General features: G+C 42.7%; 15 protein-coding genes. 10 read left to right on the top strand and 5 right to left on the bottom strand.

Features of this window, described 5'->3' with window-relative positions; all coding sequences use genetic code 11:
- Positions 1-16 precede the first annotated feature (16 nt).
- Together N39L_RS32540 and N39L_RS32535 are read right to left on the bottom strand one after the other, a co-directional pair.
- Positions 17-577 (bottom strand): Uma2 family endonuclease, encoded by a 561-nt coding sequence (locus tag N39L_RS32540; RefSeq protein ID WP_006615803.1) that lies wholly within the window; start codon positions 575-577, stop codon positions 17-19.
- A gap of 36 nt (positions 578-613) precedes the next feature.
- Positions 614-2,002, bottom strand: coding sequence for a helix-turn-helix domain-containing protein (locus N39L_RS32535; RefSeq protein WP_014277506.1), 1,389 nt, complete (start codon positions 2,000-2,002; stop codon positions 614-616).
- Between the two features lie 351 nt (positions 2,003-2,353).
- Here N39L_RS32535 and N39L_RS32530 point away from each other — a divergent pair, with 351 nt between their 5' ends.
- The 9 genes from N39L_RS32530 (at position 2,354) to N39L_RS32490 (ending at position 9,921) form a co-directional block, all read left to right on the top strand.
- The gene (locus N39L_RS32530) at positions 2,354-2,584 is read left to right on the top strand and encodes a hypothetical protein (RefSeq protein ID WP_006617344.1); all 231 of its coding nucleotides are present in this window, start codon (positions 2,354-2,356) and stop codon (positions 2,582-2,584) included.
- 222 nt (positions 2,585-2,806) lie between these two features.
- Positions 2,807-4,039, top strand: coding sequence for a radical SAM/SPASM domain-containing protein (locus N39L_RS32525; protein ID WP_006617343.1), 1,233 nt, complete (start codon positions 2,807-2,809; stop codon positions 4,037-4,039).
- A 75-nt stretch (positions 4,040-4,114) separates the two neighbouring features.
- Positions 4,115-5,377: a radical SAM protein gene (locus N39L_RS32520; RefSeq protein ID WP_006617342.1), complete on the top strand. Its 1,263-nt coding sequence runs from the start codon at positions 4,115-4,117 to the stop codon at positions 5,375-5,377.
- Between the two features lie 15 nt (positions 5,378-5,392).
- Positions 5,393-6,250 carry a hypothetical protein gene (locus tag N39L_RS32515; RefSeq protein WP_006617341.1) on the top strand — a complete coding sequence of 286 codons (858 nt, stop codon included), beginning with the start codon at positions 5,393-5,395 and terminating at the stop codon, positions 6,248-6,250.
- Between the two features lie 8 nt (positions 6,251-6,258).
- Positions 6,259-7,434, top strand: a complete 1,176-nt coding sequence (locus tag N39L_RS32510) for a hypothetical protein (RefSeq protein WP_006617340.1) — start codon at positions 6,259-6,261, stop codon at positions 7,432-7,434.
- Positions 7,435-7,518: 84 nt separating this feature from the next.
- Entirely contained in the window at positions 7,519-8,400 is an 882-nt protein-coding gene (locus N39L_RS32505; RefSeq protein WP_006617339.1) for a hypothetical protein, read from the top strand.
- 5 nt (positions 8,401-8,405) lie between these two features.
- On the top strand, positions 8,406-9,098 hold the full coding sequence (locus N39L_RS32500; RefSeq protein ID WP_006617338.1) for a 2OG-Fe(II) oxygenase: 693 nt from the start codon (positions 8,406-8,408) through the stop codon (positions 9,096-9,098).
- Positions 9,098-9,742, top strand: a complete 645-nt coding sequence (locus N39L_RS32495) for a hypothetical protein (RefSeq protein ID WP_006617337.1) — start codon at positions 9,098-9,100, stop codon at positions 9,740-9,742. The genes N39L_RS32500 and N39L_RS32495 overlap by 1 nt, the downstream gene beginning before the upstream one ends.
- 95 nt (positions 9,743-9,837) lie before the next feature.
- Positions 9,838-9,921: a DUF2442 domain-containing protein gene (locus N39L_RS32490; RefSeq protein ID WP_006617336.1), complete on the top strand. Its 84-nt coding sequence runs from the start codon at positions 9,838-9,840 to the stop codon at positions 9,919-9,921.
- Here N39L_RS32490 and N39L_RS32485 read toward each other — a convergent pair.
- Complete coding sequence (locus tag N39L_RS32485; protein WP_014277505.1) at positions 9,893-10,129, bottom strand: hypothetical protein; 237 nt, start codon at positions 10,127-10,129, stop codon at positions 9,893-9,895. The two genes, N39L_RS32490 and N39L_RS32485, sit on opposite strands and share 29 nt — an antisense overlap.
- A gap of 22 nt (positions 10,130-10,151) precedes the next feature.
- Here N39L_RS32485 and N39L_RS32480 point away from each other — a divergent pair, with 22 nt between their 5' ends.
- Entirely contained in the window at positions 10,152-10,316 is a 165-nt protein-coding gene (locus tag N39L_RS32480; RefSeq protein WP_006617335.1) for a UPF0175 family protein, read from the top strand.
- A gap of 75 nt (positions 10,317-10,391) precedes the next feature.
- On the opposite strand, the gene N39L_RS32475 is transcribed toward N39L_RS32480, so the two are convergent.
- Complete coding sequence (locus N39L_RS32475; RefSeq protein ID WP_152088736.1) at positions 10,392-11,132, bottom strand: Uma2 family endonuclease; 741 nt, start codon at positions 11,130-11,132, stop codon at positions 10,392-10,394.
- Between the two features lie 148 nt (positions 11,133-11,280).
- Positions 11,281-12,105: a Uma2 family endonuclease gene (locus tag N39L_RS32470; RefSeq protein WP_152088735.1), complete on the bottom strand. Its 825-nt coding sequence runs from the start codon at positions 12,103-12,105 to the stop codon at positions 11,281-11,283.
- Positions 12,106-12,166: the final 61 nt, after the last annotated feature.

Genomic DNA, 12,166 nt, shown 5'->3' with positions numbered 1-12,166 from the left:
TTTTTCGTGCTTAAATTTACTGACCCACATTCAAGACATCTTCATAAATTTGCGCCACGGTCACAGTTAGCCCCACAGATTCCCAGGTTAACTCATTGTCTTTTCCTAAGATTTGAACTGTCCAACTCCCCGGAGTCTCTTGACGATAGACTTCCACTTGCATAACATCTTGAGAGACTAAAACATATTCCTTCAAAGTTTCTAAGGTTTGGTAGTTCATTAATTTTTCTCGTCGGTCAGTGCTTTCGGTACTTTCTGACAGCACTTCAATAATTAAGTTAGGTTGTGTTTTGAAGTATCGGTGATTATCTTCGGGGTTACAAGTCACGAGTAAGTCAGGGTAATAAAAAATATCGTCTTGAACTTTGACTTTCATATCAGACATGAATACCCGACAGGAACTCCCCCGCAGATGAGAACGTAATAAGGTACAAAGATTAACGGCAATGAGATTGTGTTCTTCACTAGCACCCGCCATAGCAAACACATAACCGCCCATATACTCATGGCGAATGGTGCTTTCGGCTTCAGCGATGATATAGTCTTCAACGGTAAACAGGGGTAAAGGCGATCGCATTTTAGGGATTCTCCTAGTTTTTCTATTTCAACTATTCTAACTTAGCTTAAATTTAAGATACTGTTGCCAAATCGGATGCAGTTGAAACATTCCTCGCTCTCCCTCTGATATTTTTTCTAGCAACCCCCGTCTAACTAAAGATTGGATGGCTGACCATAATTCGGATTGGGATAATTCAGGATTAGTCGGTTTTTGAGAAAGGGCGATCGCTTCCCGATCTCGGAAACCGGAAATAACCCGTTGTTCTAAGTCTGATAATCGTTCTAACTGAGATTCTAAAATTGGTTCTAAGTCACCTAAAAAGATATCCTCGCTGTAGCTTAAAAATAGGGAAACGCTACCATCAAATAGTTCGACTATGGTTGAGGCGATGATATTTAACCAGGTAGGATGTCCTTGATAGAGGTTGATTAATTCCGGCCATTTGTCGGAGTCGGTTAATTGGTGCGATCGCAAAATTTTCTCAGCATCGGCTGATAATCCTTTTAGGTGTAACGTGCGGGTGGAGTGTTTTTCGGCTTCTAAGGTAGCAATTGCTCTAGGTTTTTCCCAACTGATGAGAATCACGCAACTTTGATGATGGTTTTTGGCAATTTGCCGAAAAAATGTCCGGTATTCTTTATAGTCTGTCAAGTATTCTCCCGCTAATTCACCGCTTTTAAAAAGATTGTGTAGGTCATCCAATATGACTAAACAACGGGAGTGACGCAAATAATCAATTATTGTGGGCAATGAAGGCTGTTGGGACTGGGCAAAAAATTGTTGAAGTTGGTTTTTTAAGGAGGACAGAGTAGGGCGATCGCTCAAACTTCGCCACATCATATAGTCAAATTCAGTTTTTATTTGTTCTATGAGTTGGCGTGTTAATAGGCTTTTGCCAATGCCACTTAATCCATAGATGGTAATTAGGCGGGTATGGTCTTGTAATATCCACTGTTTTAGGGTAGTTAGTTCGGAAGTACGGCTATAAAATTCAGTCAGGTCTGGTGCGTCGGTTAAGTCGATAATCGGTGAAGAATCTTGAGGTGTGGGAGAATGAGAAGAAGAGAGATCGGAGGGCGATCGGTGTTGAGTATCTTTAATAGTTTGGATAAACTGACCAACAATGTTAATATCAATTTCTTGTAATACACAATTGCCACACTGGGAAATTTCAGAAACCCTATGTTTTTTATCTATCTTGGAACGAAAATTATATTTATTCAGGTCTTCCCCTAATTCATCCCGCAGCTTATCCCATAACTTAGCGGCTTCTTTCTTAACGTGAGATTCACGACAATTATTATATTCTTTAGCAATTTGAGCATATTTTTTTCCTGACCACACACCCTTGAGTATGGCTTCCTCTATAGGCTTGAGAGGTTCGCCGGTTTTCTCAAGGATCAGCTTTTCAGCCCACTCTAACACTTCTTCAATATTTTTCATCAGTAAAAATACAGAGACTTAATCTTAAAGCAAGAACTATATACCACCAAATCCTACTTTGTCAATCACCGGGAACCCAATCCCACTAAATCCTACTAATTTTTTTTCAGGGTACTGGGGAAAATTGGGTACTAAATACTACTTTCCAGAGTTGATTACTTTCGCTGATTGATATAGATTAAGATAGTATAGAAGCCGTACAATAGTAATTTACACCTGTTGAAAACTATTCCGCTAAAAAACCACTAGCTGCAATAGGTGGATTTTATTGTCATGTTCTATCGGATATCCTACGTTGTGTGAAACATCGCGTAGGAAATATTCTAAGTTTACGGAAATAGGGCTAAAGCCATGTCTCAAAATACTGTTAATCCCGTTCTAGATTTGTCTCAGCCTCAATCGGAGGAATTAGAAAGCACTCAGCCGCAAGAATCGGTATCCAGCACCCTACCTTCACAGGAAGAGTTTTTTAGTTTGATTGATGACGAGCGGAAGTTGACTCAGGATCATGTCCTTCCCTCAGAAGGCGAAAGTACCGTTCCTGGATATTACGTTTATCACAAATACAATAAGGGTACTTAGACAGCGCCAGTTCTTTTGAGTTAAGGATAGCAAATCTGCAATTAGAGATTAGATTGATATCTACAACTCAGAATAACTGCTCGATCGCCTCTCGGACAAATAGCCCCATCCCTCTGCAAATAAAATTTCTTCTATTAGATTCCTTCTACTAGACTAAACTCGTTTTGTTTGAGAGGCCAAAAAACTCGCCGTGAGTTTGGATAACCTAACGGAAGCGCCAAGATGAAAACTTTACCTGACAACACGGTTAGCAGTAGTTATTCCGCCATCAATCGTTCGTGGGTCAGTCTCCGAAACGTTCACGAACTTCATATCGAGCTAACTAATGTCTGCAATTTACATTGCAGCTATTGCTATGCCGAAGTAAAAACTCCAGGAAAAGAAGTTCCTTTATTTGATATCGATACTTTCGCGATCGCCATAGAACGAATCGCTGAGTATTCGCGAAAATCTCATATTGAACTAATATTTCACGGTGGAGAACCATTGCTTCAAAGCGATCAATGGTACGATAGAGCCTGCACTTTAGCCGTCAAAATCCTAGGAGACAAAGGCAAAACAGTAGACTTTGGTTTGCAAAGTAATTTAACTCTACTAAATGACGAGCATATTGATGTATTTGCACGTCATGGAGTTAAGATTGGCACATCCATAGACGGCCCAGAAGCTGTACACAATCAGGTGAGAGGTGGCTTCAAAAAGACGATTCATAACTTAAAGCGGTTGCGGGAGAGAGGTATTTTTTCAGGGGCGATCGCCGTTATTCATCTTCACAATTGGACATTAGTTCCCCAAATTTACGAAACTTTCTACCAACTAGGAATTACAGCTTTTCACCTGAATATTGCCTCGGCAGTGGGACACGGAATTGGTGCCAAACCTTTAAGCGAGGAGCAAATATTTAGAGTTCTTAAAGATAACTTAGATAGTCTCATTCGCTATGAGGGGTCAATTGTAGAGACGCGAATGTTAGCCAAAATCCAGCGTCATCTAGCTGCACCTTCTGCTAAAGAATTTCTGGATCAGTTAAGGTGTGATAATCCCTTTTGCCATGCTGGAATTAACATGATTGTTGTTAAGGAAACTGGCGAAGTTTATCCTTGTGGTTGTGCTGGTTCTAGCGGAAATGTCCAAAGTTACTTACTAGGAAACATACTCGATCCAGATGGGTTCGATCCAGATGGGTGGAAGCAGAAATTACATGGCTTTCATGGGAAGACAGATAAATATGAAAAAGATTGTCGGACTTGTCCCGCGAAATTTGTTTGCGAACATGGTTGTCCAGCATTTGATTTGAACGATTCGGAAACTCCAGAAAATCATTGTGGCGCAACTAAGCGATTTGAACGTTATCTTCGCACCTTGCCTTTAGAGGCGATCGAGCAAGTAGCACAGATGAGTCCCCAAATGGCTAAAAGTAAAAATGCTGCTGACATCATAACTAACTGGCAATAGGGTCTAAACGCAGTAACTTTTGGCTCCAAAAGTAACATCTCAAAAAATCAAAAACATCAATTTTAGGTAGATTACATGAATTTGATTGTTATTGACAAGTGTAGCAATTACTGTGCCTACTGTTTTGCCTCCACCGAAATGGGTAAGTCAGGAAAAAAGACAGTTTTAACTCGTGAAGGTATCGAGCGGGTTGTGCAGTTTATCAGTCGCAGTGGTCCTAATTTTCGTCTGAATATTATCGGAGGTGAACCTTTTTTATATAAAGACCTGGTTTATCTCTTAGAAAAGTCGATGGCTGAACCTGCTTTGGGTGATGCCACTATTTTTACGGGAGGTATCTGCAATACCAATGAAATTCTCAAACTGAAACCCTATCGCGATCGCCTTAGCCTGCTAGTTAATCTCAACGAACGTCGGGATTATCGCCGAAACACTGAATACGAGTTAGTCTTGCACAACATTGATGTTGCTCTTAACCTGGGCATTCCTGTTAACATCGGCTTCAATATTTGGCGTCAGGATTTCAACTATCAAGAAATTTTAGATGTGTGTGAATCCTTTGGCATTGAATACTTGCGCTGGACAGTTGCCTATCCAGAACTGAACCCATCGCCGGAAGTCCAAGTATTGAGTCCATCGGAGTATCACGCTGTAGCCCCAAGAATAGCTGAATTTCTGGAAGCAGCCTACTGGCAACACATTCAAGTCTATCTCGATTGTCCGCTACCTAAGTGCTTTTTCACTTCCGAACAACTGGGTCGAATTCAGTTAACACAGCCCAAAAGTGCTGCCTTTCGTTCTTGTGGCCCGGTTATTGATGTGAACCCAGCCCTAGAAGTTTTTCGGTGTTATGCGTTATCCGATCTGGAACGAACCCAACTGACAGATTTCGATAACTTCTCGGAATTAATGGCTTATTACAAACGGGTCATTGATGAAAAATACGATCGCCCGCAAGTTTACGATCGCTGTGATACCTGCGAATTTGCCGAAGACCGTTCCTGTTACGGTGGCTGTATGGCTAATAGCGCTGAATCGATCGGTGGACGGGAATCCCAAGAAACACTGCTCAAAATAGCGTACCAAGCCATCCAGCAAGGGCGAGGTCAAGAGGCAGAGGTCGCACTCAAAAAAGTCTTTCGCAAAGATGCGGGTGTTTCCTTACTTTGGGCGCACCGCTGGAATATTGATGGGGATATTTCCCAAGCGAAAGTTTTTGCTCGCCAAGCGGTCAATCGCAGCCGTACAGTCCAAATGCGTGCAATGGCGACAACTTTGTTGCAGCAACTTTCCGCAAGCGGACATAAACAGAAACGAGAATTGCTCAACCAGCCCTAACTCATAGAAATTAAAATGCAAATCAAAGTTGGCAATATCGAGTATAACTTGCCTGATGAGGCGGGGATGGCTGCGGCTATTTTAAAGTTAATTAACACTGAAGAACAACGAGTTTTAACTATTCGCAAATGTGGAGTCAAAGCCGAGGAGTACATTCTGATTCATCTGGTGAGAATGTATATTCTGCGGTGGGTGCTTCCCGTCATTGAAATAGAACATAGTGGATGCTTGGATGTCAGTCTGATACCAGAGATACAAAACCGTTTTTGGCTTTGTATGTTTGGGCGATCAGTGGATGACCTCCACGATCGAGATAGTGCTTTTTTTTCCGTGTCTGATTCAATTCTGTTAACAGCAATTTATAGTAGTCTGCTCAATTTTCAACCATCCACAGCAGAGGGAAAGGATCTGCTTAAGCGAACGGCCAAATCTCTGTCTCCTTGGCAAGATGAACTGACCGCAGCTAGTCTAACAATGGAGTTGATTGGCCAGGATTTATGCCACAGAGTTGCTTATTTTTTATCCTCACCATCCGTTGGCGATCGGGCGGCTAAACTTGTGCAATCTTATATAGGAGTTTTGCTAGGAAGGTGTGACCTTGATGACTGTCTTGCTGATGGGGCAACAGGATTACAGTCCACAGCAATTAGTCGATCCCTGCATCAAAGTGTGGCCGACCCAGAAGGAAAAATACACCTAAATTCTCAATTGTTGGAATGGTATCTGTCCACAGAAAAAATGATTCGTCAAGAGGCAGATTTTCTGATGATTAATTTGGAGAAATTTGGTGCTAACTATGCAGCCAGCGTCGTCAAAGATACATTTCGACAGTCGCCATTTAATTGGATGCCAGCCATTAATCATCCCCGATAAATTTACCCATGATTACCATCCGCAATCCCATACATATTCAGACCAACGATGAGGTTAAATCATCACTCGATCGCATTCAGGATTTTTTGAGTGCCGACGCAGTTATTCCGTGCCAACCAGGGATAAAAATTGACGATATCTTTCTAGTCGGGCCGCGTCATAACCAAACGATAACCACTGTATTAAAGCAGCTTGGTTGCCCAAAGAAAGAAAACATTTCTGCTGACACAAATATCTTAGCTTGGGGAGTCTGGATGCCTCGGTCATCAAAGCAATTAGATGCTCCTGTAGTTCAGATTTTCCGTTTGGTAGCAGGATTAGGCGATCGCCCAGTTTTGATTTCAGATAATCAACTAGAGCCGGGAGAGCTAATTGTGGTAACAGAAGATTGTCATTCTTTTGTCACCTTACGTCCCTACCAGGGAGAAGATTTACCACCAGACATACAGTGGTTTGCTTGGGTCGGTAATCGGCAAAATTTACTCCAAGAGAAAAGCACACTTTCAGTGACTAAAACCCGGATCGCTGAACCCTTGACATCTTCAGTTAATCCAGGCCCGGTAATAAGTGCATCATCTCCTTGGTTGACGGACTCTAACCCTAATGTTCAATTCAATTTAACTTCCGAAACACCATCCTTTCAACTAACGCCCATGCTGCCTCCAGAAGAATTCGAGGCACTGGCAAAAGCAATGACATTAGCGCCTTGGACTCGAAGAATTGGAGATATTTACAGCCAAGATAGTTTGGATATTGCGGTTTGGAGTCAAACCTTTGGCTGTCCCGAAATTGTTAAAACGCTGATGCAGCGTCTTCAAAAGCCGGAAATGGTAGAACAAATAACTCGCTTGACCGGGGTGTCTGTAACGGCTCAAAGAGAGATATTTTCCTATCGCCTTCGAGAAGGAGAACGAATTCTCAACCATGCGGATGGAACTTGTAACGGGCAATTGATAGTAAGAATTAACTGGTTGCTGCAAGTACCTGGATCGCCCCTCCGTAAGTGGGATTTTCGCTTTTGGCACCCGGATCGTCCAGAGAAACCCCCGATTGTTTACCCTTCTTTGCCGAATCATGCTGTGATTTTTTTGATGGGAAAATATACGCCCCATGATATCACACCCATTCCTAAAAACTCTGGCGTTAGAACCAATATTATTATGACATTTGGACACAGAAAGTAAAAATATCACAATTAATATATGACAAAAGCTATTGAAAATAGTAGTAAATAAGTTAACCCCCCTTGTAATTACAGCAAAGAATCCATGATTTACACTTTATTAGATTTTCTGTTAAACGGATTAAAATCCCAATGGCATAATGTGAATTTTTGGGGGATAGCCATCACAGCTTTAGGCACCTTTTTCACAATCCTGTTTTACTGGCAACAAAATTACAGAGCGCTTTCTTTTGAGGTGATATCTTCTGAACCTCTTCCGAAAAGTAGCCCGGTCAAAAATCAAGACATTAAAGTAGGAGACATTCAAATCATTAATGGTGGCGTATTAATTGTTATTCTGCGTAACTCAGGTAATCAACGGATTAAACCAGAAGACTGCAAGTCACAAGTAGAATGGCCGATTCATTTGAGTGGCTTTGATAAAAGCAATGCTCGCGTGATTTTAGCTTATGCAGAAACCAATGATGGGGAGGAAATAAAAGTTCAAATTACCAAAGATAAAAATCAATGGCTAAATATTGAAATTAATAAAAATAAGTTAGATTTAGAGCCAGGAGATTATGTCATAGTCAGAATTTTAGTGGACTGCCCCGAAAAATATCAAATATATAACTTGAGAGAAACCATTGAAGTAAGTCAGCTTAAGATAGCAGGACTGCCTAAAAAGCTTTCACCCAGTAGCTATACAAGCTGGCTAAAAGTGGTGGTTGAATTAAGCATTTTACTCATGTTGTGCTGGCCACCCTCGGCAACTCAAATTTTAATTGATACAACAAATTTAAATAGCCTGCAACTGTCCGGGCAACGTCTTTACTTATCGGGTACGGGTTGGTGGGGCATCACTTGCAGTTATTTATTATTCTTCTTGCCTATATTAATTATATTAGACTTAAGTAAGAAAGGTTTTTGGGGCTGGTATTTAGTCAAGATGATGATTGGTAAATTCAAAAAACAGATTCAGATTTAATTAAAATGAATATCAAAAAAAGGCAAGATATAATGGAAAATATATTGCACGATAGTCTCATAGAAGCTTTAGAGGCAAAATTAACCGCATTTATGTCGGCAAAGCCATATCCTCACTGTGCAGGAAATCAATTAGTTGGAAAACACATAGACTGTTTTGAGGCAGCGATAAAAACAGTACCTATGCGTCGCCATTTGGCAGACTTTTACTCTCAATACGATGCCGTATTGTCTCCTGAAATAGCCGGGAATAATTCGGTAATTCAAGCGCTAATTGCTGCACCTAAGTGCCAAGATGTCCTTGAAATTGCTTCTATTTTGGCGGGGAGTCGCTGTACCGAGAGTCTGGTAGTAATTCACTATCTGGGCGATCGCGATGAAATTGAAATTCATAATGATGCAAATGACCACGGGGAGAAACTACGTTTGTGCTGGATGCTGGGCGAGAGAAACTTTTCAGGTGGCGAATTTTGCATTCACCCTAACGCCAAAGAAATGCCGATTAAGCGCATTCCTCACCAGCGAGATAGCTGGGTTTTATTCCGAATCGGCAATAACTCCTACCATTCTGTAAGTCAGGTGCATTCTGCCACCAAAACTGAGGGTCGGTGGACTGTTATTTTCACTTGGGGTGCCCGCACAGAATCCCTGAACTTGAATCATTGTGATAACAATAAATTATTGGAGGAATATGTGTAATGAGTCAATATATGTTTGAACTTCAAAATTTATTTCCGGGCAGTGAAACTGAACTGCGTTCCCAATTTGAGTCTGCTCTTCCTTATCCTCATGCTGTGCTGCCCAATGCTATGAATATAGAGTTTGTTCAGCAACTTTTCGATGCACTTAACGCTTTACCTTTTCGATGGCTGCGAGTGAAAGAAGCATTTTATGAACACGAAGTTTGTAACCTTTTAACTGTAGCTTCGATTTTCGGCGGTGTATTTAACGACCTAGTACAAACTTTACAAGAACCTACCTTAGTCACCCGTCTTTGCAATTTTGTGGGTTCTCCCCCAGCTACCCTTGTTAGTTTGACTGGACACCGACTCTACGATGGAGATAAAATTGGCACTCATAGCGATCAAAACCCCTTCGGTGAGACTTTTCGCTTACTTTTATTTCCCGATCCAAAACCTCAATTTTCGGGAGGTGTGCTGTTACTACAGGAACAAATTGAGGGTAAAATGATAACGCGATCGCAAGTTTCATATCTTCCTTTCCAAGTCTACTTATTTCGATTTAGCCCTCACTCTCACCATGCTGTAACCCCGGTACAAGCGCATAACACCGGAGCCAATAGATTAACAATACTAGCTACTTATGGAACTCAGTCTGTGTAAAATAATTTTTGGAGGCATGGTATGAATAGGACAATTCAGACTGATATTCGAGTAAAAAATGTCTGATATATGAAGATAATTTTATTGTTTAATTAATGAATGAACGAACTATTACCGTTCCTTTAGCTTGGTTTCCTCGACTATTAAAAGCTACTCCCGAACAGTTAGAAAATAGGTGATTTTTGGCGGCGGTTCTGGGATTCCTTGGGAAGAAATTGATGAGGATCTTAGTACCGAAGGATTATTACGCGGTTCTCCCGCGCCTCGGAAGAAAACGCGATTATAAGACAAGAAACCCGGTTTCTTTAACAAACCAGGTTCTGCGTTTCTGGACAATTTCCAGGCTGAAAAGACAAGCCAGATCGCCTCCAGAGGAGTTTCTCCCATTTCAGGTTTCCCGGTTCCAGATTTGGCGGCTATCTATTGGTATCAAAAAAGTAAAATTCCTCACGACCAAGCCGTGCAAATAGCTGGTTTAAATCGTCGCGACTTGCTGAAGGCTTTAACCCGCGAAAAAGTAGATATATTTGCGATCGACTTTAATCACCTACAAAGGGAGCTTGAGCGTGAGTAATTCCTGGTATGGTTGCTGCTCAAGGGGGAACTATATCTATAAGTATTTAAGGTAGATGTTGCGCGATCGCCTCTTTTATAGTTCCTCTGGGTCTAAACCGAGCGATCGCAACCTTTGCGCCAGACGTTCAGCCCGTTGTTCGGCCGCTTCGGCTCGTTGTTGGGCGGCCTCTTCGGGTAACAGGACTAAATTACCTTCCGTATCGTAAAACCGCAACCAAATTGCCTCCTCCCGGTCAATCGTTCCCGACCAAGTTCCCAGCCAAAAGCCCAAGGTATCACACCACAGCCAACCGCGATCGTTCGGCTCTAAAAGCTGATAACCTCCTGAACTATGCAAATGCCAACCTTGAAAGGCGTTGGCTTCAAACGGGTCAAATACAAAGTAATCTGGGGTTCGGAATATCTGCTGATACAGATCCTTTTTCTTTCCTTTATCTACTCTGGCGGTACTCGGCGACATCAACTCGACAATAACATCTGGGTAGCGACCCCCTTCCTGCCATACTACCCAACCTTGTCGTTCTTTGGTGCCATCTACATCTAACACAGCAAAGAAATCTGGGCCTCGGAAATCTCGGTTCCTAGCCTGTTCGCTGCTATAGTAAATAAACATATTCCCGCCTGTGTAGAAATCATGGCGATCGCTCCAAGCCTGTTGCAATGACCGGATCAGGACGTTCATGGCAATGCGGTGACGGTTACTTTCCAAAGGCTCTCCATCATCAAAAATCAAATCTGTTGGCGGCATGGGGGGTTCCCAGTCCGTTTGCGTAGCAGTTTCGGGGCTAGTATTAGCAGTGAGTTCAACTGACATTTTCGGTTCCCCCCTCTCTCGTGTTTCTCAGTTGTTGATGATTATATCCCCAACTTTCCCGATTTGGGGCTGGCTCCGACAGACACTCTCCCACTGGGGCGGCGGTAGGTAAATTACCTATAAAGTAGATGTTGCGCGATCGCCTCTTTTATAGTTCCTCTGGGTCTAAACCGAGCGATCGCAACCTTTGCGCCAGACGTTCGGCTCGTTGTTGGGCTTGTTGGGCTCGTTGTTCGGCGGATTGAGCCTTTTGTCGTTCCGCTTCGGCCTTTTGGCGTTCCGCTTCGGCCTTTTGGCGTTCCGCTTCAGCTTTTTGGCGTTCCGCTTCTTCTGGTAACAGGACTAAATTACCTTCCGTATCGTAAAACCGCAACCAAATTGCCTCCTCCCGGTCAATCGTTCCCGACCAAGTTCCCAGCCAAAAGCCCAAGGTATCACACCACAGCCAACCGCGATCGTTCGGCTCTAAAAGCTGATAACCTCCTGAACTATGCAAATGCCAACCTTGAAAGGCGTTGGCTTCAAACGGGTCAAATACAAAGTAATCTGGGGTTCGGAATATCTGCTGATACAGATCCTTTTTCTTTCCTTTATCTACTCTGGCGGTACTCGGCGACATCAACTCGACAATAACATCTGGGTAGCGACCCCCTTCCTGCCATACTACCCAACCTTGTCGTTCTTTGGTGCCATCTACATCTAACACAGCAAAGAAATCTGGGCCTCGGAAATCTCGGTTCCTAGCCTGTTCGCTGCTATAGTAAATAAACATATTCCCGCCTGTGTAGAAATCATGGCGATCGCTCCAAGCCTGTTGCAATGACCTAATCAGGACGTTCATAGCAATGCGGTGACGGTTACTTTCCAAAGGCTCTCCATCATCAAAAATCAAATCTGTCGGCGGCATGGGGGGTTCCCAGTCCGTTTGCGTAGCGGTTTCGGGGCTAGTATTGGCAGTGAGTTCAACTGACATTTTCGGTTCCCCCCTCTCTCGTGTTTCTCAGTTGCTGACGATTATATCCCAAGCCGCCCTA

It is taken from the genome of Limnospira platensis NIES-39, from assembly GCF_026000695.1.
Lineage (GTDB): Bacteria > Cyanobacteriota > Cyanobacteriia > Cyanobacteriales > Microcoleaceae > Limnospira > Limnospira platensis.
The sequence above is the reverse complement of the archived record's forward strand: the minus strand, read 5'-3'. Positions and strand labels throughout refer to the sequence as shown.